The organism is Pseudomonas sp. S10E 269, assembly GCF_002798465.1.
In the GTDB taxonomy this organism is placed as follows: domain Bacteria; phylum Pseudomonadota; class Gammaproteobacteria; order Pseudomonadales; family Pseudomonadaceae; genus Aquipseudomonas; species Aquipseudomonas pergaminensis.
Map to the genome: position 1 here is coordinate 761,764 of NZ_PHIJ01000001.1, position 21,649 is coordinate 783,412.

21 protein-coding genes are annotated in these 21,649 nt (G+C 62.1%); 11 read left to right on the top strand and 10 right to left on the bottom strand.

All coding sequences use genetic code 11. From position 1 onward, the window contains the following. Positions 1–82 precede the first annotated feature (82 nt). On the bottom strand, positions 83–547 hold the full coding sequence (locus tag CWC48_RS03690; RefSeq protein ID WP_003189251.1) for a glycine zipper 2TM domain-containing protein: 465 nt from the start codon (positions 545–547) through the stop codon (positions 83–85). Between the two features lie 157 nt (positions 548–704). On the opposite strand from CWC48_RS03690, the gene CWC48_RS03695 reads away from it, so the two are divergent. Further along, a complete protein-coding gene (locus tag CWC48_RS03695) occupies positions 705–965 on the top strand; it encodes a hypothetical protein (RefSeq protein ID WP_078047245.1) in 261 nt (86 codons plus the stop codon). A gap of 36 nt (positions 966–1,001) precedes the next feature. On the opposite strand, the gene pdxH is transcribed toward CWC48_RS03695, so the two are convergent. The 5 genes from pdxH to dinG form a co-directional block, all read right to left on the bottom strand. Beyond that, positions 1,002–1,649 carry a pyridoxamine 5'-phosphate oxidase gene (gene pdxH, locus CWC48_RS03700; protein WP_078047244.1) on the bottom strand — a complete coding sequence of 216 codons (648 nt, stop codon included), beginning with the start codon at positions 1,647–1,649 and terminating at the stop codon, positions 1,002–1,004. A 27-nt stretch (positions 1,650–1,676) separates the two neighbouring features. Continuing rightward, positions 1,677–2,843, bottom strand: coding sequence for an OmpA family protein (locus CWC48_RS03705; protein WP_078047243.1), 1,167 nt, complete (start codon positions 2,841–2,843; stop codon positions 1,677–1,679). 143 nt (positions 2,844–2,986) lie between these two features. Further along, positions 2,987–4,132 carry a serine hydrolase domain-containing protein gene (locus CWC48_RS03710; protein WP_078050877.1) on the bottom strand — a complete coding sequence of 382 codons (1,146 nt, stop codon included), beginning with the start codon at positions 4,130–4,132 and terminating at the stop codon, positions 2,987–2,989. Positions 4,133–4,214: 82 nt separating this feature from the next. Further along, entirely contained in the window at positions 4,215–6,512 is a 2,298-nt protein-coding gene (locus tag CWC48_RS03715; protein WP_100491356.1) for a beta-galactosidase, read from the bottom strand. A gap of 88 nt (positions 6,513–6,600) precedes the next feature. After that, on the bottom strand, positions 6,601–8,745 hold the full coding sequence (gene dinG, locus CWC48_RS03720; RefSeq protein WP_010212383.1) for an ATP-dependent DNA helicase DinG: 2,145 nt from the start codon (positions 8,743–8,745) through the stop codon (positions 6,601–6,603). 99 nt (positions 8,746–8,844) lie between these two features. Here dinG and CWC48_RS03725 point away from each other — a divergent pair, with 99 nt between their 5' ends. Then, a complete protein-coding gene (locus CWC48_RS03725; protein ID WP_078047241.1) occupies positions 8,845–9,309 on the top strand; it encodes a CopD family protein in 465 nt (154 codons plus the stop codon). A gap of 118 nt (positions 9,310–9,427) precedes the next feature. Here the strand turns inward: CWC48_RS03725 and CWC48_RS03730 are convergent, their stop codons facing one another. Both CWC48_RS03730 and CWC48_RS03735 read right to left on the bottom strand, forming a co-directional pair. Beyond that, positions 9,428–10,186 (bottom strand): hypothetical protein, encoded by a 759-nt coding sequence (locus tag CWC48_RS03730; RefSeq protein WP_100492497.1) that lies wholly within the window; start codon positions 10,184–10,186, stop codon positions 9,428–9,430. Between the two features lie 159 nt (positions 10,187–10,345). After that, positions 10,346–11,041: an OmpA family protein gene (locus CWC48_RS03735; RefSeq protein ID WP_078047240.1), complete on the bottom strand. Its 696-nt coding sequence runs from the start codon at positions 11,039–11,041 to the stop codon at positions 10,346–10,348. A gap of 190 nt (positions 11,042–11,231) precedes the next feature. Here CWC48_RS03735 and CWC48_RS03740 point away from each other — a divergent pair, with 190 nt between their 5' ends. Genes CWC48_RS03740 through CWC48_RS03755 form a run of 4 tightly spaced genes read left to right on the top strand, consistent with a single transcriptional unit; the run spans position 11,232 to position 12,903 of the window. After that, positions 11,232–11,729, top strand: coding sequence for a DUF6231 family protein (locus CWC48_RS03740; RefSeq protein ID WP_010212387.1), 498 nt, complete (start codon positions 11,232–11,234; stop codon positions 11,727–11,729). Positions 11,730–11,733: 4 nt separating this feature from the next. Then, positions 11,734–12,204, top strand: coding sequence for a YchJ family protein (locus tag CWC48_RS03745; protein WP_028619236.1), 471 nt, complete (start codon positions 11,734–11,736; stop codon positions 12,202–12,204). A gap of 19 nt (positions 12,205–12,223) precedes the next feature. Continuing rightward, the gene (locus CWC48_RS03750) at positions 12,224–12,706 is read left to right on the top strand and encodes an LEA type 2 family protein (RefSeq protein WP_100491357.1); all 483 of its coding nucleotides are present in this window, start codon (positions 12,224–12,226) and stop codon (positions 12,704–12,706) included. Beyond that, positions 12,703–12,903 carry an SEC-C metal-binding domain-containing protein gene (locus CWC48_RS03755; protein ID WP_003189235.1) on the top strand — a complete coding sequence of 67 codons (201 nt, stop codon included), beginning with the start codon at positions 12,703–12,705 and terminating at the stop codon, positions 12,901–12,903. The genes CWC48_RS03750 and CWC48_RS03755 overlap by 4 nt, the downstream gene beginning before the upstream one ends. Positions 12,904–13,080: 177 nt before the next feature. Here CWC48_RS03755 and CWC48_RS03760 read toward each other — a convergent pair whose 3' ends face one another. Continuing rightward, positions 13,081–14,466, bottom strand: coding sequence for an ATP-binding protein (locus tag CWC48_RS03760; protein ID WP_100491358.1), 1,386 nt, complete (start codon positions 14,464–14,466; stop codon positions 13,081–13,083). Continuing rightward, positions 14,463–15,173, bottom strand: a complete 711-nt coding sequence (locus CWC48_RS03765) for a response regulator (protein ID WP_028619233.1) — start codon at positions 15,171–15,173, stop codon at positions 14,463–14,465. Before CWC48_RS03765 ends, CWC48_RS03760 begins: the two co-directional genes overlap by 4 nt. Positions 15,174–15,371: 198 nt before the next feature. Between CWC48_RS03765 and CWC48_RS03770 the strand changes: the two genes are divergently transcribed. From CWC48_RS03770 to CWC48_RS03790, 5 genes are all read left to right on the top strand, one after another. After that, positions 15,372–17,753 carry a TonB-dependent siderophore receptor gene (locus tag CWC48_RS03770; RefSeq protein WP_100491359.1) on the top strand — a complete coding sequence of 794 codons (2,382 nt, stop codon included), beginning with the start codon at positions 15,372–15,374 and terminating at the stop codon, positions 17,751–17,753. A 3-nt stretch (positions 17,754–17,756) separates the two neighbouring features. After that, positions 17,757–18,437 (top strand): Fe2+-dependent dioxygenase, encoded by a 681-nt coding sequence (locus CWC48_RS03775; RefSeq protein ID WP_078047234.1) that lies wholly within the window; start codon positions 17,757–17,759, stop codon positions 18,435–18,437. Between the two features lie 28 nt (positions 18,438–18,465). After that, entirely contained in the window at positions 18,466–19,581 is a 1,116-nt protein-coding gene (locus CWC48_RS03780; protein WP_100491360.1) for an ABC transporter substrate-binding protein, read from the top strand. A gap of 156 nt (positions 19,582–19,737) precedes the next feature. Then, positions 19,738–20,796 (top strand): iron ABC transporter permease, encoded by a 1,059-nt coding sequence (locus tag CWC48_RS03785; RefSeq protein WP_100491361.1) that lies wholly within the window; start codon positions 19,738–19,740, stop codon positions 20,794–20,796. Next, positions 20,793–21,578 (top strand): ABC transporter ATP-binding protein, encoded by a 786-nt coding sequence (locus tag CWC48_RS03790; protein ID WP_100491362.1) that lies wholly within the window; start codon positions 20,793–20,795, stop codon positions 21,576–21,578. The genes CWC48_RS03785 and CWC48_RS03790 overlap by 4 nt, the downstream gene beginning before the upstream one ends. Positions 21,579–21,649 lie beyond the last annotated feature (71 nt).

Genomic DNA, 21,649 nt, shown 5'->3' on the forward strand with positions numbered 1-21,649 from the left:
GCCACCGGCTAGACGCCCGCCCCTAAAACCAAAAACCCCAACCGGTCACCCGGTTGGGGTTTTGTGTTTCCAACGCCGACGTTTAGCGAGTAACGCGGCTGGTGCCATCGACGGTCATGATGCGTACACGGTCGCCGATGCGGAAGATTTCATTCTCCTGCACGGCCTGCACGTAGGCGCGCATGCTGCCGTCGTCTTCGCGAACGGTGATTTCCACACCCTGGGTGCGGGTCAGGCCTTCTTCGGTGGCCGAACCCAGCAGGCCACCAGCGACGGCGCCGATCACGGCGGTCACGATGCTGCCACGGCCGCCGCCGATAGCGCTGCCGCCAACGCCGCCGATGACGGCGCCAGCCGCGCCGCCGATTGGGGTCTTGGTACCTTCGATTTTCACCGGACGCAGGGATTCAATGGTACCCATGCGCACGGTCTGTACACGACGCGCTTCGTCACGGGAGTACGAGTCGCCGGTCAGACTCGAGGCGCAGCCACCCAGCAGCAACGACAGGGTGGTAAAGCAGGCAACCAGTAAAACGGACTTACGCATAGCATCAACTCCAAAGGACAGGTGTTCATTAAACGCTGCGGCTTGACGCCTGTCACGGCAAGCCCCGCAGAAAATTGCTTTCATTCAGCCTTAGTACAGACTGCCCGCACCAGAAAACTCGACGAACGGTAGCTCTTCTCTCGTAGCCAGGTCCCTCATGGATTACTTCATCATTGTAGTCACAACCCTTGCCGGCCTGTATTTCCACGGCTGGTTGTACCTGCGCATCCGGCGCTGGATCGACCGTGACCTGGCACTGTCCCTGGCGGGCGATGATCCGCACAAGCGTGCCTTCATGCTCACGCAACTGGAGCAGGCCCGTGCGTTGAAGATCAAACGGTCTGAGTTGCCGGACTGGCTGAAGAATGCGGCGCAACAGTACACGCCCGGAGTCTCTGTTCAAGAGACTTCGGGGTGATGGGCAACATTCAAGCGAAGTGACGAAAGGTGCAGCTCAGGGCGCCAGACGCTCGCGCGTCCACTGCGAATCTTGCAGGCGGTAGTTGAGGCGGTCATGCAGGCGGCTGGCGCGGCCTTGCCAGAACTCGACGCGCTCGGGCAACAGGCGATAGCCACCCCAGTGCTCCGGGCAGTCGGGCTGGGTATCAGTGAAGCGCTGCTCGGTAGCCTTGAGCAGGTCCTGCAGCTCTTCGCGGTCACGAATGACTTGGCTCTGCGGAGAGGCCCAGGCCCCCAGGCGGCTGCCCAGCGGGCGGACCTGGTAATAAGCGTCCGACTCCTCGGGGGTGACCTTGACCACCCGACCTTCAATGCGCACCTGGCGCTCGAGGGTCGGCCAGAAGAAGGTCATGGCTGCGAACGGCCGCGCCGCCAGCTGTTGACCCTTGGCACTCTGATAGTTGGTAAAGAAGGTAAAGCCCTGCGCATCCAAGCCCTTGAGCAACAGGATGCGGCAGTGCGGGCGACCGTCCTGGTCGACGGTGGCCAGGGTCATGGCGTTGGCCTCCACCGGTGGCTGCTCGGTTTTCACCGCGTCGGCAAACCACTGGTGAAACAAGGCAAACGGCTCGCTCGGGGCCTGGGCCTCGCTCAAGCCATCCCGTGTGTAGTCACGGCGCATATCGGCCAGTGCCTGGGTCATGCGGCTTTATCCTTCTGGTTCAGCAGATCAGTTTTTCGCCTGGTCATTCGCCGGCGCAGCAGCCTTGGCCTTGGCTGGAGCCGGTTTTTTCGCAGCGGGCTTGGCCGGGGCTTTTTTGGCCGCAGGCTTGGCTGCCGCTTTTTTCGCGGCTGGCGCCTTTTTAGCCGGTGCCTTGGCGGCCGGGGCCGGGGCTGGAACGTCCTGCACTGCAACCATTTCGGCGACAGGCGGGGTTTTGCCCGACTGGTACTTGCTCAGCAGCGCCAGCATGGTGGTGCGCTGGGTGAACATGATTTCCATGCGACGGTTCAGGGCACGGCCCTGGTTGCTGTCGTTGGCCGCTCGTGGCATCAGGTCACCCATGCCGCGCAGCATCAGACGGTCTTGCTTCAAGCCGCTGAGGCTGAAGATCGAGGCGATGGATTGCGCGCGCTCCTTGGTCAACGCCTGGCTGGCCGGGGCGGTGCCGGTGGCATCGACGTGGCCGAGTACCAATACGGCGGTCTTCGGATCGGCTTCAACGGCCTTGGCCACACGGGTGAACGGGCCGAGGGTGACGGGCAGCAACATGGCCGGGCGTTTCGGGTTGTAGGAACCGTCGACCGGGGCGATCACCACCAGCACGTTGTCACGACGCTCGAGTTGCAGGTTGCTGTCCTTGATGGCAGCACGCAGGCGCGGCTCATAGTCGTCCAACCAGGCTTGGGTGATTTTCGGATCGGGCATCGGCACGTTGGTCACGTCGACCTTGGCCAATGGCTTGGGCTTGCTTTCGAACGGCCACCACCAGTGGGTTTCGGTGTCGGTCTTGGCAACCGTAGGGGCAGGTTCTGCGGCCTTGAGGTCGGCTTTCAGGTCGGCCTTGGCATCGGCAGCCTTTTCGTCGGCGGTCTTGGAAGAGAATGGCCACCAGCTGGAGCCGGTGTCAGCCTTGGCGGCTGGAGCCGGGGCTGGCGCAGCAGCCGCAGCGGCTACCGGTGCGGCAGGCTTGGCGCCGGCAGCTGGCTTGGCGTCAGGCTTGGCCTCTGATTTGGCCTCTGGCTTGGCGTCGGCTTGGGTCACTGCGTCCTTGGTCGCGGCCTTATCAGATCCAAATGACCACCAATGCCCACCCTCGGCATCATTTTGTGGAGTTTGTGCGCAGCCGGTAATAGTGAGGCATAGCGCCAGTGCCAAGGACTTGTTCGATAACATGAGATATCCACAAAATGAGAAAAGAAACGGGGGTCTGGATGACCCGTTAAACAGACGCTTACAGAACATTAAAGTTACATCATTTCGTTCAGCGCCTTCTTATAGTTGCCTTTGTAACAAAAAAACGTGAAACAGCAAGGGGTTTACAGACAACCGGCCAATATTCCGACCAACTTCTGTGCCCGTGGGTCCATAAGTACATAAGGCCCCAATGTATTAGTCACGAAACCAAATGCTACATCGTGCTCAGGGTCGGCAAACCCCACCGAGCCACCGGCGCCAGGATGCCCGAATGCACGCGGGCCAAGGCCGAACGTGGCGTTGGGCAGCTGCGGCTGGTCCAACATGCAGCCCAGGCCAAAACGGGTGTGTGTCAATAATGTTTTATCCGGCCCGATACTGTGTTCGCGGGTCAATTGTTCGAGCATGTCGGCTTCAAGCAAACTACCGTCCAGTAATCCACTATAAAAACCCGCCAGGCTGCGCGCATTACCGTGACCATTCGCCGCTGGCTGCTGCATACGGCGCCATTCAGGTTTATTAGTGCTGGTCAGAATAGACGGTGGATTGGCAAATGCACGCGTGGTCATGGCCGCCGGTTCACGCATCATTACTTGCAGTAAACGTTGTGCGGCTTCATCGCCCATATTGCCTTTGCTGCGCGCTATATGTGCAACACGGTAAAACTCTTCATCCGCCAGCCCCACGTGGAAGTCCAGCCCCAATGGCCGCGCCACCCGCGCGACAATGGACTCTCCCGGCCCACGACCATCGGCACGCCGCAGCAATTCACCGACCAGCCAGCCGTAGGTGATGGCCTCGTAGCCGTGGCCTTGGCCCGGCGTCCACCACGGGGCTTCGGCGGCCAACGTATCGACCATCAGTTGCCAGTCGTAGAGAGCCTCGGTGGGCAGCATTTCGCGGATCGCCGGCAACCCGGCCTGGTGGCAGAGCAACTGGCGCAGGGTGATGGCCTCTTTCCCGGCGGCAGCAAATTCAGGCCAGTAGTGGGCGACCGGCGCATCGAGTTGCAATTTGCCTTCGGCCACCAATTGCAGGGCCGTGACCGCCGTAAAGGTCTTGGTGCAGGAAAACAGGTTGACGATGGTGTCGCTGTGCCAGGCCTCGGCCCCGTCCTTGTCGGCGGTGCCGGCCCACAGGTCGACGACGGTTTCGCCACCGATCTGGATGCAAAGCCCGGCACCACGCTCCTGTGGGTCATCGAACAACGCGGCGAAGGCTTCACGTACCGCTTCGAACTGGAGTTCGTAATGACCCTGAATCTGCACCTGAGCGCCCTCGAAAAACATCGAAAAAAGTGGCCGACATTGTTCCAGCCCTTGTAGGTTTTGTGAACCCGTCAGCACTCAATCAATGACCATTTCCGGAGTGCCCGCCCGCGTGCCCGGCGCCCTGCCCCGGGCCTTTGCCCTCATGCCCGGCCCGGCCACCCTCGCTTTCACGCGCGGCGCCTGCCGCCTTGGCCTTTTCCGCTTCCTTGCCCAGTTGGTCGACCGCCGCCAGGTTGCTTTTGCGCACGCTCTCGACAAAGCCCTGGAACGGAATGTCAGTAATGCCCACCAAGCCAAAATGGCCGTTCTCACCGTCCAGTAGGCGTCCGGTCACCGGTTGGTCCAGGTACTGGAACCAGTGCACGCCGACAATCGACGGCTCGGCCATGGCCTGCTTGAGGAAATTGCCGTAGGCCACGCCACGGTCGTCTTCCTTGGCCAGTTGGGTCACGCCACCCCAAAACGGCCCACGGTCGGCCGAGCCGAAGTTGAATTCGGTGATCAGTACCGGCTTGTCCAACGCCCGCAAGGCGGCGAAGTCGTATCCGTCCTGGGGTTTGAGGGTGTACATGTTGAAACTCAACACATCGCAGTACTGCGCACAGGAGGCCACGGCTTCCGGCGTGCTGACCGCATAACGGCCGCCCAACAGCAGTTGGTTGGGGGCATGCCATTTCAGCGAGTCGGAGATGGTCTTGAAGTAGGCATCGGCGAAGGTCTTCTGGAAGTATTTAAAGTCAGCTTCGATTTCCGGGTGCTCGGCGTTGGGCATAGGCGGTTCGAAGCCCGGGTCTTCCATCAGCTCCCAGCCCTTCAAATCGATGCCCCAGGCTTTCGACAAACCTTCTTCGTTACGGTACTTGTCGCGCAACTGCTTCAGAAACGCGCGCTTGGCCGGTACATCGGTGGTCATGCGCAAGGTGCCGTAGGCCAGGGCGTAGCGGGACTTGGGATCATCACCAGGGCCGGCCCAAGCCAGCTCGTTGTCGGCAAAAAAGCCGATCAACCACGGGTCATCACGGTGATCGCGGGCAGCAATCGCCACGGCGCGCTCGGTGGCCATGGCGAAGCGGGGGTCGAACGGGTCGGGCATGCCGCCCCACCAGTCGGTGCCGGTGCTGATGCTGGCGTAGTCGCCGACAATCGACAGCGGCAAGGTGTAGGGCACGCGGTCGGCGGTGGCCAGATCATCATCGCTCCAGTTGCCGACGGTGTTGAAACCCCACGCCTGCAAGCGGTCGAGGGTGTGGGTCACCCAGCGCTTCTGGTCAAACCCGTCACCGCCATACGTGCGCTGCAGATTGGCGCCGTAAAAGTCATACCAACGCCCGGCAGCAAAGCTGCGCCCTTCGCCCGCGCCGTTGCCGGTGCGGTTGTCGCTGCTGCCGTAGTACTTGTCGAAAGGCTCGCCGCCCTTGGGCAACGCCGCGAACATCCATTCTCGGCCTGCCACGTAGGTCTGGCTGTTGTCCGGGGCCACGGTATTGACGCCCAGTGAGTAGAACGGGTGCCCCTCCGGCGTCACCAGGTACCAGCGCCCGTCGCGCTTCTCGGTGCGGAAAAACCCGCTGGCGTCGAAGGCCGGGCCTTTGTTCCAGCCGCCATATTGGTCCAGCGCGGATTTGTCCCGCGTGGCCAGCCAGCCCTGGAGCTGCTGTTGTTCCTTGGCGGCGGCGGCCTTGAGTTGCTCGTCGCTGCTGACTTTTTCCGGCCAGCGCGCTCGGGTGGATTGACCGTAGGCGTCCACCAATTCGCTATAGGCCGCCTTAATCACCGGTTCGCTGTCCTGCACGCCAAAGCGCTCCAGCAGGATGCTCTGGGCGGCATTGGGCTTGATCATCGACAAGGTCACCGAAACCACCTGGCTGCGGTCGATCTCGCCGGCGCTGCTGGCCAGTAACACGCGCTGGCCGTCCACGGTGATCGGCATCGGCGGGCCGGCCTTCATGCCCTGGCTCAGCGGCGAGTTGGCCTGCAGCGGCACCAGCAGGGTCTGGGCCGGGCCGGCAGGCAGGTCAACGCGGCTGACCAGGGTACGGCCATCACTGCTCTGCACCTTGACGTAGAGCGTCAGCGCCCAGTCCATCGCACTCTGGATGCGCAGGCTCATGGCGCCCGACTGGGACCAGTCCCAGGCACCGGTTTGCGGGCTGAGAACCAGGCTCGGCTCGGCAGCCGGGTTGAACGTAATGCGGCGCAGCACCTCGCCTTCGGGGGTTTGTTCGGCGTTGTATTGCGGCAGGCTGGCGTCCTGGGTCGCCACCTTGACCACATCGGCAGGCCGGACGAAGTTGAACAGGGTCTGTTGCCCGGCAGGCGCGGCCATCAAGGGCGCGGCGAGCAGCAAGGCAAAAAGGGCGGGCAGCGTGCGAATCATACGAACAAGGTTCTCCCAGACGGCCGGTGAATGGCCTGATGACATAATTGAGATAGACCACGAAGTGGGCGTATTCGCCCACGGTGGCTTAAGAAATTTCGCGCCTGAACGGCGGCAAGGCATTGAGGATAGCCTTGCCATAGCGTTGGGTGACCAAACGACGGTCGAGCAAGGTGATGGTGCCCCGGTCCTCTTCGGTACGCAGCAAGCGACCGCAGGCCTGGACCAGCTTCAAGGAAGCATCCGGCACCGAGATTTCCATGAACGGGTTACCACCCCGTGCCTCGATCCATTCGGCCAAGGCCGCCTCGACCGGATCGTCCGGCACCGAGAACGGAATCTTGGCGATCACCACATGCTCACAGTAGGCGCCGGGCAAGTCCACGCCTTCGGCAAAACTCGCCAGGCCGAACAGTACGCTGGAGTCCCCACCATCGACGCGCGCCTTGTGTTTGTTCAGGGTTTCCTGCTTGGAGAGGTTGCCCTGGATAAACACCTGCTTGCGCCAGTCACGGTCGAGGCCGTCGAACACGTCCTGCATCTGTTTGCGTGACGAGAACAGCACCAGCGTACCGCGTGAACCTTCCACCAGCTCCGGCAGGTCACGGATGATCGCGGCGGTGTGGGCCGCCGCATCGCGTGGGTCGGCCTTGAGGTCCGGCACCCGCAGCACACCCGCGTCGGCATGATGGAACGGGCTCGGCACCACTGCAGTGACGGCCTTTTTCGGCAGGCCGGCACGCATGCGGAAGCGGTCGAAAGTACCCAGGGCGGTCAATGTGGCCGAGGTTACCAGGCAGCCGTAGGCCACGTTCCACAGGTTGCGTCGTAGCATTTCGGCGGCCAGGATCGGGCTGGCGTTGACCTCGATATCGAACAACGCACCGCTTTCCGACAGGGTCAGCCAGCGCGCCATGGGCGGGTTGTCTTCCGGGTCTTCGACGGTGAAGGCGGTCCACAACTCCCAATTGCCCTGGGAGCGCGACAGCAGGCTGCCGAACAGCGGGTACCATTCCTCGGCCTGGTTGCTGGCGATGCCGATGTTGACCTCGCCGTCCATGCCTTCCTTGAGCAAATCGGTGAGACGGGTGAAGAGGTCGGTCAGGCGTGAAAAGCCCTTCTTCAGCTCGATGCCCATTTCGCGCATGTGCTCGGGGATCAGCCCGCCGACAAAACGGTGACGGGGCCGCTCACGGCCCTCGACGTCTTCGCCGGGCTTGAAGTCGGCCACCTGCTCGCAGGCGCTGAACATGAATTGCTGCTGGGTCTTGATCTCCCGCGCCAGTTCCGGCACCTGTTCGATCAGCTTGCCAAGGTCGCCGGGCAACGGATGCTGGGCCAGCAACTTGGTGAGGTTCTTCGCGGTGGTTTCCAGCCAGTCGGCAGTGGAGCGCAGCCGCGTGTAGTGGGCAAAGTGGCCGATGGCCTTGTCGGGAAGGTGGTGCCCTTCGTCGAAGACATAGAGGGTGTCACGCGGATCCGGCAATACCGCACCGCCGCCCAGGGCCAGGTCGGCCAGGACCATGTCGTGGTTGGTGACGATCACATCGACCTTGCCCATGCCTTCACGGGCCTTGTAGAAGGCGCATTGGCCGAAGTTGGGGCAATGGCGGTTGGTGCACTGGCTGTGGTCGGTGGTCAAGCGCGCCCAGTCGGCGTCTTCGAGGGCGGTGGGCCAGCTGTCGCGGTCACCGTCCCATTTATTGCCGGCCAGTTTCTCGATCATGCTGGTGAACAGCTTCTGGCTGGCCTCATCGACCTCGATCTTGAAGCCTTCTTCTTCGAACAGTTGGGCGGTCGCGGTTTGCGCGTGGCCTTCCTGCAGCAATACGTCGAGCTTGGACAGGCACATGTAGCGCCCACGGCCCTTGGCAAGGGCGAAGGTAAAATTCAGGCCACTGTTGCGCATCAGGTCAGGCAGGTCTTTGTAGACAATCTGCTCCTGCAGGGCGACGGTGGCGGTGGCGATCACCAGGCGCTTGCCGGCGGCCTTGGCGGTGGGGATCGCGGCCAGGCTGTAGGCCACGGTCTTGCCGGTACCGGTGCCGGCCTCGACAGCCACGACCGCGGGTTCACCCTCGCGGCGACCTTCGTCGTCGGTGTCGATATCCCCGAGGACCTTGGCCACTTCGGCGATCATCAGGCGTTGGCCGTAGCGCGGTTTCAAGCTCTTGGCTTCGAGAAAACGCGAATAGGCGCCCTGGATCGTGGTTTTGAGTTCAGTGCTGATCATGGATAGTCGGGCGCAAAAAACGCTGGATAAATTTTCAGTGGTTCGGATCGGCCGCTATCATACCCCGCTAATTAATCCCGCGCAGAACGGAGTACCACAATGACCGCGTTTAGCCTCGCTTACACCCTGCATGTATTGGCCGCCCTGATCTGGGTCGGCGGTATGTTTTTCGCCTGGATGATCCTGCGCCCCGCCGCTGTGGCGGCACTTGAAGGCCCTGCCCGACTCAAGCTGTGGGCGAATGTGTTTCAACGTTTTTTTGTATGGGTGTGGGTGGCGGTGGCGGTTTTGCCGATCAGCGGCATCGGCCTGCTGCAGTTGCGCTTCAGCGGGTTTGAGACGGCGCCCCGTTATGTGCAGGTGATGATGGGCTTGTATCTGGTGATGACGGCGTTGTTTATCCGTATCCAGGCGTTGAAATTCCCGGAATTGCGCACGGCGGTGGCGGCGGAGGATTGGCCGGCGGGTGCTGCGGTGCTGGGGCAGATCCGCAAATTGGTGGGGATCAATCTGATCGTGGGGTTGGTGGTGGTGGCGATTGCTTCGGCTCGGCCGATGTTCTAAGGGTGTTCTTTAGGGCCTCTTCGCGGGCAAGCCCGCTCCCACAGTTGACCGAGTTCCAACATGAGAATGCGGTCGAATGTGGGAGCGGCTTGCCCGCGAAGACGTCAGCCCAAACGACTCACAGCCGCTGAATGGTCACAGTGCCCGCAGGCCCAGCCGGCCCCGGCTGCCCTTCCAACCCCGGGCGACCCTTCTCTCCACCGTCGGCGCGGTACACCAGGCAGCCCTTCGACTGCCCGCCTTTACCAGGCTTGCCCGCCGTACCGGCCAAACCGCCCGCACCGCCATCGACCCAGACTTTGATCTGCTGCGCCGGGAAGTCCTGCGGCAACTCGACCCGCACCTGCGCACCCGCCGCGCCTGGCAAGCCATCGCCGCCGTTATCACCATTGGCACCACGACCGGCTGAGCCCCAGGTGCAGCCCGGATCCTCGCCGTTGGCGCCATCGAGCCCGGCATAACCTTGGGCACCGGCGCCGCCACGGGCGTCCACCGAGAGTTCTTCTGCTGCCAGCGAATTGATGCGCAAGGTCAGGTCACGCCCAGCCTTGGCGGGTTTTTCATGGGTGCCGGGAGCGCCGCGTGAGGTGATCTGGCTGCCGTGATCCAACTGCGCATGACGCACCTGCAATTGCAGGGCGGTGTTACCGGGAACGATGGCGATGCGCGCGTCGCGGCCCAGGTGCAGTTCGTCCACAGTGACTTGGCTGAGGGTAGCCGGAATCAGCAACGTACCGTAGTCCGCCACGTCCAGGCGCTCCAGTTGCAACACACTGGTGCTGCTGGGCAGGCGCATCAATGAGTTGGTTTCAACACTGACGCTCTGGGCCAGGGCAACGGGGCTGACCAACAGGGCCAACAATAAAACCTTACGCATCATGGAGCTCCCCTGAATTTTTCAAAAAACATTTCTAGTTTTTCTTTGGACGCACAGTAACGACTTCCACAGGCGCTTTGCCAGTGAAGGATCAAAAAAGTTAATAAAGGAGGAGGATTGGCAGCAATGCCCCTGTGGATCCCACAGGGGCAAGGGCCGTCAGCGGTTAATCTGGATTTCCGTGCGGCGGTTCAAGGCGCGGCCTTCAGCGGTTTTGTTATCGGCTACGGGGTGGCTCTCGCCCGCACCGGTCACCGATACAAAATTGCTGCGCGGTACACCGGCGCCGATCAAGTAATCGGTCACCGAGTGGGCGCGTTTTTCCGAGAGTTTCTGGTTGTAGGCGTCTTTGCCGACGCTGTCGGTATGGCCACTGACCCGCAGTTGGGCGGTCGGGGCTTCCTGTTTCAAGCGTGTGGCAACGGTATCGAGCTTGGTTTTGTCCGCCGCCGTCAACTGGGCCGAATCGAACTGGAAGTGCACATCACGGATCACGATGGTTTCTTCCTTGACCACCACGACCTCCTCAACCACCGCTGGAGGCGCTACGGGTGGGCAGCCATCGGCATCGACTTGCACACCTTTCGGCGTGCCCGGGCACTTGTCGCGGCTGTCCGGCACGCCATCGCCATCTTCGTCGCCATCGCCGTGTACCCAGCAATAGGCGCCAGCCATGCCGCCCACCAGCAACGCGCCATAGCCTGCGTAGGCCGAGCTTTCAGTGGCACCGATCGCCGCACCGGTCACGCCGCCAACAGCGGCGCAGGTGGGCCAATCGGTTTTTTGCAAACCTGCGCAACCTGTCAATACTCCGGTTAGCAGAACCAAGGGTAGAGCTGTCCGCATGATGCTCATCTGATTTCTCCTGAGGGGATCGGCGGGGGCCGATGGGTGGAGTAAAGACGGCTCTTTTCATCTGCGCCACTACGCCGCGCCCCTGTATTCATTGAGGATCGTCGTGTTTGTCGGACTTTTCGCAGCCACCCGCTCTAGGCCCGCACGCTCAGCCGCGCTAGTCTCTACGGTCTTGATGTGAGGATCTCTGATGACCGCCGGTATTTCTGCCCGTACCCCCCAGCAAGCGCTGGCCGCCTTGCTCGACCTGCACCAGCCCAAACGCCTGTTGCTGTTGGGCGCCAGCCAGTTCCCGGCGCTGGAGGCTTTTCAAAAAGCCCATCCGGATACCCAGGTGTCCGTCGCGGCACCGGGCGCGTTGCCTACAGAGCTTGCCGCACAGCGATTTGACCTGGCGCTGGTGGTGGACTGCCTGGAGCACCTGTCAAAACCGCAAGGCCTGACCCTGCTTGGCGGCATCCGTAACCTTAATGCCAGCCGCATTGCGGTGCTGGTGGACCTGGGCGCCTGCGACTGGAAGGACACCGACTTCTTCTCCCTGGCCCTGCAGGCCGGCGAGCGTTTCCAGCGGGATGAGCAGGTTCTGACGCTGTTTACCTACGATCTGCTTGACTATAAGCAAGTGCCGGACTGGCTCAACGCCCGCTTCTGGGCCAACCCGGAAAACTTTGGAAAGTATTGGTGGTAACCCGATGAGTACATCCATTTGCCCTTGCGGCAGTGGCAACCTGCTGGATGCCTGCTGCGGCCATTATCACGCCGGGCACCCGGCGCCCTGCGCTACCGCGTTGATGCGCTCGCGCTACAGCGCCTACGTCCTGGGCCTGGTGGACTACCTGGTCGCCACCACCCTGCCCGCCCAACAACCGGGCCTGGACCGCAACGCCATCGCCGCCTGGAGTGCCCAGAGCACCTGGCTCGGCCTTGAGGTGGAAAGCTCGGAGGTGTTCGGCGGCCAGCCGGAACACGCGTTCGTGACCTTCACCGCGCGCTGGCATGACAGCAACGGTGAACATAGCCACCGCGAGCAGTCGTCTTTCGTACAGAATGACGGGCGCTGGTACTTCATCGACCCGACGGTGGAGGTGAAGGCCGGACGCAACGATGCCTGCCTGTGCGGCAGCGGGCAGAAATTCAAGAAGTGCTGTTCCAGCTACCTCTAACCACCACAGGACTCACGCCATGCTCCGGATGTACAGCTTGATGCTGGCGTTGACCCTTGGCCTCACCGGTTGCGCGTCGTGGTTCGAAGACGATTCGCCGCCGCCTCATGTCTCCCTGGTGAAAGTCGAGGTGGTGCGCGCCAAGCTGCTGGAGCAGAAGTTCAAGCTGTACTTTCGCGTGGACAACCGCAACGACGACGACCTGACCGTGCGCGGTTTGATCTACAAGGTCACCCTGGGCGACTTCGTGCTGACCGAGGGTGAGTCCAATGAGTGGCTTACCGTACCGCCGCGCAGTCATAAGTTTTTCCGGGTGTCGGTGCGCACCAACCTCTGGCCGCAGATCCGTGATGTGGTGCAGATGTTGAAAAAACCCGACCAGCCTGTGCCGTATCGCCTGGAAGGTGAGTTGAAAACCGGATTATTCATCGGTTATGACGTGCAGGTGAACCACAATGGCGAGATAATCCCCGGCGATTTTATTCCGGAGCGACATCGATGACTCAGCAACCCCATGTCCATGGTCCTGACTGCAACCACGATCACGATCACCATGATCACGACCACGGCCATGTCCACGGCCCGAACTGCGGCCACGCTCACCAGGAGCCGGTGCGCAATGCCTTGAAGGACGTGGGTCGCAATGATCCTTGCCCGTGCGGCAGCGAGAAGAAATTCAAGAAGTGCCACGGGGCCTGATGCCCCAACCTGTGATGGGCTTGTTGTGGTGAGCGGGCTTGTCCCGCGCGGGGCTGCGAAGCAGCCCTAAAAACTGACAACGCGTTGTATCTGTAATACTGCCGCGGCCTTAATGGGGCCGCTGCGCAGCCCAGCGCAGAACAAGCCCGCTCACTACATAACCCCCCTGCGCGAGCCTCAGGATCTGCGTTGGAACTGCAACTCCACTTCCAGCCCGCCTCCCTCCCGATTACGCAAACTCAACCGCCCGTCATGCGCCTTGGCGATGGTGTGAGCGATGCTCAAACCCAAGCCATACCCGCCGGTCTCGGCGTTGCGTGAACCCTCCACGCGATAGAACGGCTCCATCACTTGGTCGAGTTGCTCCTGGGGAATCCCCGGGCCACGGTCGCTGATGACAATCTTCAAGCTGTCCGCCTGATCGTCGATGCGCACCACCACGTCGGAGCCATAACGCAGCGCATTTTCCAGCAGGTTCTGCACACAGCGCTTGAGGCTGCGGGCATACCCCGGCAATGGCTGTTTCGCACGCCCCTCGATCCGTACGTGTTCACCCACATCTTCCGCATCCGCCTGCAAGCTTTGCAGCAAGGCATTGATATCGATGTTTTGTCGCGCCTCGTTGATTTCGCCGCTGCTGACAAAATCCAGCGTACTGGAGACCATATGCTCCATTTCCTCCAGGTCGCTGCGAAAACGCTCCTTGGTGCGATTGTCCTCAAGCATCTCGGTGCGCAGGCGCAGGCGTGTGATCGGTGAACGCAGGTCGTGGGAAATGGCCGCAAGGAACCGCGTGCGCTCGGCAATGTTGGCGATCAGCCGCTGTTGCATCGCATTGAAGGCTTGGGCTGCGCGGCGCACTTCGGTGGGGCCGTCCATTGACAACGGCGGGCGCTGGATATCCCGGCCCAAGGCCTCGGCCGCCTTAGCCAGTGCATTGAGCGGGCGGATGGCCAGGCGTACGGCGACCAGGGCAATCACCACCAGCACCAGCACCCGCAACAGATAAATGCGCATGACGTAGTCGAACAACAGGTCCAGCGGCGAAGTGCTGGTCCAGCCCTGTTCCTCGCTGGCATCCACCTGCAACCAGCGGCCGTCGGGCAGGCGCAGGTCGATCAGGAATTGCCCCACCACCGGCTTGGAGCCGAGCAAGGTCGACAGCCCGGCGGTGTGCCCATCGCCATCCACCAGGGACAGGCGCAACAAGATCAGGGTGTGGGCGTACCCGGTTTTTTCCGACAGCACTTTCTTGATCAGCCGTTCGGTGGGCCGGTCGCTGTCCTTGAGGGTGCTGGGTGTATTGCTGGCTTGGTCGCTGAGGGTCAGGCGGAAGGTCGGCGTGTCGAGCAGCTTGATCAGCAGGTCAGCCTGTTGCGGGTCGCTGTGCACCAGGCGTACCACGTCGGCCAGGCGCGTGGCGATCAACCGCGCGGGGATTTCCAGCACCTGCCCATGGCGCCGGTCGTACCAGATGCTGCTGGTCAGGGCCTGCGCCGCAAGCATGCCGCTGACCAGGATCAGCACCAACCGCCCGAACAGCGAACGCGGCAGCAGTCTCACGATTCCAGCACCACGTCGTCGGCGGTGAGCATGTAGCCTTCGTTGCGCACGGTCTTGATCAGCCCCGCCGGCAGTTGCGAGCGCAGGCGACTGACACACACATCGATGGAACGGTCGAACGGCGTGCTGTCCTTGTCGAACACGTGATTAAGCAGAAAATCGCGGCTCAGCGGGCGATTGGGGTGCTGCAACAGCAGGCGCAACACGCGGTAATCTGAATTGCCGAGGCTGACCACCACGCCCTCCGGCGAGAGCAATTGCCGCGCCCGCGTGTCGAGCTGCCAGCCGGCGAAACGAATACTTGGCGCTTCATCCAGGCGTGCGCGGTCGGGAAAGCTCTGCACCCGACGCAGCACCACCTTGATGCGCACCAGCAGCTCACGCGGGTCAAACGGTTTAGGCAGGTAGTCGTCGGCGCCGATTTCCAGGCCGACGATGCGGTCGATCAACGAGCCTTTTGCCGTGAGCATCACCACCGGCGTGTTTGAGTTCACCCGCAGTTCGCGGCACAGACTCAGGCCGTCTTCGCCGGGCAGCATCAGGTCGAGGACGATCAGGTCGATGACATTCAGCGCCAGGCGCCGGCGCATTTCCTTGCCGTCGGCGGCAGTGGAGACCTGGAAGCCGGCATCGCTCAGGTAGTCGCAGAGCAGCTGGCGGATTTGCGGGTCGTCATCAACGATCAGCAGGTGGTCTTGCTTGGCCATGGGCAGTCAATCCGAAAAACAATGAAACGCAGCAAATAGCCGAAAGTTCAGCCAGCAGCACGCGCAAATGTAATGGAATGTTGTAGGAAACCATAATCACGCATCAGCGATACAAACCTGGGGTATGGCAGGCGAAATCGCTCTTTAGACTACCGAACCTAAATGAGAGTAATTGTAATTTAGACTCGGAAGTTGCCCATGTCATTGCCCACACCTCGCAGCCACACGCTGCACACCACCCTGGCACCGATGTTCGGTTTGTTGGCTGCCGGCAGCGTTGCCCCGGTTGCCTTGGCGGATGCGCCAACGGCCACGTCCAACGACTCGGTGCTGAGCCTGCCGGAAATCAAGGTCGATGGCGAAGCCACTTCCACCTTCAAAGTGGACCGGGTGACCTCGGCGAAAATCAGCCAGCCGCTGCTGGACGCGCCGCAAAGCGTGACCATCGTGCCGCAGCAGGTGCTCAAGGAGCAGAACGCGCAGACCTTGCAGGAAGTGTTGCGCAACGTGCCAGGCATTACCTTTATGTCGGGTGAGGGCAACCTGGGCTGGGGCGACCTGTTTTCGATTCGCGGATTTTCTTCCGAGCAGAGCCTGACCGTCGACGGCGTGCGCGATGCGGGCATGTCGACGCGCACCGATACGTTCAACCTGCAACAGGCGGAAGTGTTCAAGGGCACCGGGTCCATCGAGTCCGGGGTGTCCGCCGTGGGTGGCAGCGTCAACCTGGTCAGCAAGGAAGCGCACCTGGGCGATGCCAACAAAGTCTCGGCCGGGATCGGCACCGACAGCTACCGCCGCCTCACGGCCGACCTCAATAAACAGCTGAACGACACCACCGCCGTGCGCATCAACCTGATGAAGCACTACAACCAGGTGGCCGAGCGCGACGACGTGGACTATGACCGCTGGGGCATCGCCACCTCGTTCGGCTTCGGCCTGGGCACCGATACGCGGTTCTTCGTCGACACCTTCTATCAGAAAGACACCAATACCCCGGACGGCGGCGTGCCGATCCAGCGTGGGAAAAATGGCGACCGCATGCCGGGCGTGAAACGCTCCAACTGGTACGGCGACTCCAGCCTCTATACCCAAGAAAACAAAACCACCTCGCTCACGGCACGCTTCGAGCATGACTTCGACTGGAACGACGCCAACCTGCGCAACCAGACCCGCTGGGAACGCAGCGACAATTTTGCCGTGCTCTCCCCGGCGCGCTTCTTCGCTGCCAACGCCAATGGCCAGAAGACCTGCACCGGCACGCGCTGTGCGACCCTGGGCTACACCGGTGTAGGCCCTATCAGCCAAGTACCGGGCAGCACGGTGAATGCCTACACCGACTACGTGAATAACAGCAACACCGCCTACGGCATCCTGCGCGGCAGCGACTTCGGCCTGTCCAAGCGCTACACCATCCTCGACAACCAGACCGACTTCAATTTCAACCTCACCACCGGCAGCCTGCAGCACGCGGTGGTCAGCGGCCTTGAGTTCTATCACGAGACCTACGGCGGGCTGAAACGCAACGCCAAAGTGCCGGCTGGCGACATGCTCTTCGACATGAACGACCCCAGCCACAGCTTCGCCAGTACCTACGTGACCAAAGGCGAAGGCGACCCGCGCTCGGTGATCGACAACGCCGGTCTCTACCTGGGCGACACGATCACCCTCAACGAGCAGTGGCAAGTGCTGGGGTCGCTGCGCTACGACAACTGGCGTGCGCAAACCCGCCAGCGCGGCCAGGCCACGATCAGCAGCACCGACGGTGCCGTCAGCGGTCGGGTCGGCGCGGTGTTCAAGCCGTTGCCCAACGGCAGCCTCTATGTGTCCTACAGCGAGGCGGCGCAGCCGTCGGCGTTGGGTGCGTCGACCAACAACCAGATCTACGGCGCAGCGAGCACCAGCAACTACAGCCCGGCCAAATCGAAGACCTACGAACTGGGCACCAAGTGGGACATCGCCCACGACAGGCTCAACGTCACGGCGGCGATCTTCCGCACCGAACTGGACAATGCCTGGGAATACCAGGACGGCGAATCCGCTCCGGTACGCGCCCTGCCCGCCAAACGGGTCGACGGTATCGAGTTAGGCCTGCAAGGCAATATCACCCCCCGCTGGACTGCCTACAGTGGTTTCTCGGCACTCAAAAGCACGCAGACCAAAGGCATCAACAAAGGCGCCGAAGCCAAGAACGTGCCCGACCTGACCGCCAACCTGTGGACCACCTACGCCGTCACCGACGCCCTGAGCCTCAGCTACGGCGAGCAATACGTGGGCCGCCGCCGCTACACCGACAATAAATACGTCGGTGGCTTGAACAACAACAGCAGCTACGCCAACGGCCCGTCCGGCGTGTATGCGATCTACACCCGCGACCACGAAAAAGCCCCCGGCTACTGGCTGAGCAACCTGGCCGCGCAATACAAGGTGAACAAGGACACCACGGTCAACCTCAACCTCAACAACGTGTTCAATAAGTTTTATTACAGCCAGGTCGGCGCGTCCCTCGACGGCTTCCAGCTCTACGGCATCCCAGGTGCCGGGCGCACCCTCACCGCCAGCGTCGATTATGAGTTCTGACCCGTGCTGATCGAAATCCCAGCATTGCTCAGTGCCAGCGAAGTCGACACCACCGTGGCCGCCTTGCTCGATCAGCCCTGGGTGGACGGCAAGGTGACGGCCGGGCAGCGCTCGGCCATGGCGAAAAACAACCGGCAGTTGTCGCAGGATTCGCCGGTGGCCATTCGCATTGGCGAACAGATCCTGGCGCGGCTATCGGACAACGCGCTGTTTATGTCCGCCGCCTTGCCCAAGCGCATTTACCCGCCGCTGTTCAACCGCTACAGCGGCGGCGAGGCGTTCGACTGGCATATCGACAATGCCATTCGCGGCCTCAAGGGCGTGCGCGAACGGGTGCGCACCGACATCTCCGCCACCCTGTTCCTGGCCGACCCGGCCAGCTACGACGGCGGCGAACTGGTGATCCGCGACACCTTCGGCGAGCACGCGGTGAAGCTGCCCGCCGGCCACCTGCTGATTTATCCCGGCAGCAGCCTGCACAAGATCAACCCGGTGACGCGTGGCGAGCGCCTTGCCAGTTTTTTCTGGATCGAAAGCCTGGTGCGCGAAGACAGCCAGCGCCAGTTGCTATTGGACATGGACGTCGCGATCCAGACCCTCACCGCCCAACACGCCGACCACCACGCGCTGCTGCAACTGAGCGGCGCTTATCACAACCTGTTGCGGCGCTGGAGCGATGTCTGATGCGCCGCCTTCACCTGGAGTCCCTGCCATGTTGAAACCCCGTCACCTGCTCAAGCTGGGTGTGCTGTTCGGCGCCCTGGTCCTTGGCCACGCTGAAACCGCTGCCGCCCATGAAGTCACCGACGTGCTGGGCCGCAAGGTCGAAGTGGCTGACACCGTAAAGCGCGTTGTCCTAGGTGAAGGCCGGCTGATTTCGGCGTTTGCGTTGCTGGACAAGGACGCGCCCTTCCAGCGCATCGTCGGCTGGCAGAACGATTTGCGCCTGCTCGACCAACACACCTACAACGCCTACGTGGCGAAATTTCCCACAGTGAAAGACATCCCGTTGATCGGGCAAGCGTCGGAACAAAGCGTCAGCGCCGAGGAAATCCTTTCGCTGAAACCTGACCTGGCAGTGTTCAGCATTTCCGGTCACGGCCCCACCGAACACAGTCCGGTCGCCGATGTGCTGGCCAAGGCGGGCATTCCGGTGGTGTTCGTCGACTTCCGCATCAACCCGGTGCAGGGCACTCACACCAGCATGACCGCGCTGGGCCAGGCATTGGGGCGTGAAGCCCAGGCCAAGGCGTTCCTGGGCTTCTATGACCAGCACATCAAGGTGATCACCGATGCGGTCGCCACCTTGCCGGCGGGGCCGCGCCCGAGTGTGTTCCTCGAACTGCTGGCCGGCGTTTGGCAAGCGCCGGGGCATACCACCGGCAAGAGTGGCATGGGCGAACTGATCGCACTGGTCGGCGGGCGCAATATCGCCGCTGGCGTGGTGCCGGGTGCGTTGGGCGATATCAGCGTCGAGTACGCGCTCAAGGCCGACCCGGATGTGTATATAGCCACCGGCAACCGCAAGCCCGGCTTGATCTTGGGCGCGGGTGTTGGCGCAGATGAAGCCCACGAGGCGCTGGACCGGGTATTGGCGCGTCCCGAATTCGCCAATCTTCGTGCAATCCGTGAGGGCAATGCCCACGGCCTGTGGCATGACTTCTATAACTCACCGTACAACCTGCTGGCGATTGAATCGTTGGCCAAATGGGTGCACCCAGAGCTGTTCGCCAAGCTGGATCCGCAGGCGACCATGAACCAGATCAACGCGCAATACCTGGGGATGCCGTTGCAGGGTGCCTATTGGATCGACAGCAAGCCCAAGTAACGTTTATCGCCCTATTGGAATGCAGTCAGTGTGGGAGCTGGCTTGCCTGCGAAAGCGGTGTCTCTGTCACCTCATTCAGTGACTGACACTCCGCTATCGCGAGCAAGCCCGCTCCCACATTTAGATCTTTATTGTTTTCGAAATTGTGTGAGCCCAATGACCACTCAAACCCTCGACCTTGCCAGCGCCACCCACGGCTACCGTCGCCTGTTGGCGCGGCGCGCCTGGCTGCTGGGCCTGCTCGGTACGGCGCTGGCGTGCGCCATCCTCGTGGACCTTGCCAGCGGCCCCTCGGGTATGGGCCTGCTGGCCTTGCTCGACGGCATCCTGCACCCCTCGCACCTGAGCACCACCGACCAGGTGATCATCTGGAACGTACGCCTGCCCTACGCGCTGATGGCGGTGCTGGTCGGGTGCGCGCTGTCGCTGGCCGGGGCCGAGATGCAGACAATCCTCAACAACCCGCTGGCCAGCCCGTTTACCCTCGGCGTGTCGTCGGCGGCGGCGTTGGGGGCGTCATTGGTGATTGTGTTTCCGGTGACCACCCTGTGGGTGTCGGCCAATACCGCGATTTCCATCTCGGCCTTCATCTTCGCTGCGGCGTCGGTGTTTTTGCTGCAAGCCATGTCACGCCTGCGTGGCGCAGGGGTAGAAAGCCTGGTGTTGTTCGGCATCGCCCTGGTGTTCAGTTGCAACGCGGTGGTCGCCCTGTTGCAACTGGTGGCCACCGAAGACGTACTGCAACAATTGGTGTTCTGGACGTTGGGCAGTGTGACCCGCGCCAACTGGGACAAGCTCGGCATCCTGGCGCTGGTGGTCGCGGTGGTGCTGCCGTTTTCCTTTGCCGCCGCACCGCGCCTGACCCTGTTGCGCATGGGTGAAGACCGCGCGCAAAGCTTTGGCGTGGACGTGAAGCGCCTGCGGTTTTTCTCACTGCTGCGCATCAGCCTGCTGTCGGCCACCGCCGTGGCCTTTGTGGGCACCATCGGGTTTATCGGCCTGGTAGGTCCGCATATCGCGCGGATCCTGGTGGGCGAAGACCAACGCTTCCTGTTGCCGGCCAGCGCCCTGACCGGCGCTTTGCTGCTGTCGCTGTCGTCGATTGCCAGCAAGCTGATCATGCCCGGCGTGATAGTGCCGGTGGGGATTGTCACCGCCTTGGTGGGCGTACCGATTTTCGTGGTGTTGGTGTTCAAGCGGGGGAGGCAGTTATGAGTGCGGGCTTATCGGTACACAACGCCAATGTGAGTTACGGGCGCCGGCAGATCGTGCACGACCTGAGCCTGCCCACCCTGCCCCACGGCAGCCTGACCGCCCTGATCGGCCCCAACGGCGCCGGTAAATCCACTCTGCTGCGTGCCGTGGCCGGGCTGGAAAAGATGCAAGGCATCGTGCGACTGGGTGACCTCGACCTGTCAGCCATGTCCGTGGCGGAGCGCGCGCGGCGCGTGACCTACATGCCGCAGAACCTGCCGCCGGGCCTGAGCCTCAGCGTGATGGAAAGCGTGATCGCCGCCTTGCGCGTGGCCAATGTCGAGGGCATTGCGCTGTCCAGCGATGCCTGCCTGCGCGAAGCGTTCGAGGCGTTGCAGCGTATTGGTATCGCGCATTTGGCCGATGAGCTGTTAAGCACGCTGTCGGGCGGGCAACGCCAACTGGTCAGCCTTGCGCAACTGATTGCGCGCCGTCCCCAGGTGATGCTGCTCGACGAGCCCACCAGCGCCCTTGACCTCAATTACCAATTGAAAGTCATGGAGTGCGTGCGCGGCCTGGTGCGCGAACACAACTTGATCGCCGTGGTGGTGTTGCACGACATCAACCTCGCTGCCCGCTTTGCCGACCATATCGCGGTGCTGCGCCAGGGCCGGTTGTTTGCCAGTGGGGCGGCGGCGCAGGTGCTGGACCCGGCGTTGTTTGCCGAGGTGTACGGCGTGCGGGTGCGTATCGAACAATGCTCGCAGCAGTCGTTGCAGGTATTGGTGGATGGCGCCGTGTGATTTGCTTCTAAGGGTATGCGCAAATGTTTCATTGAATTTTCGCACACCTAACATTACCTATACCTACAGGC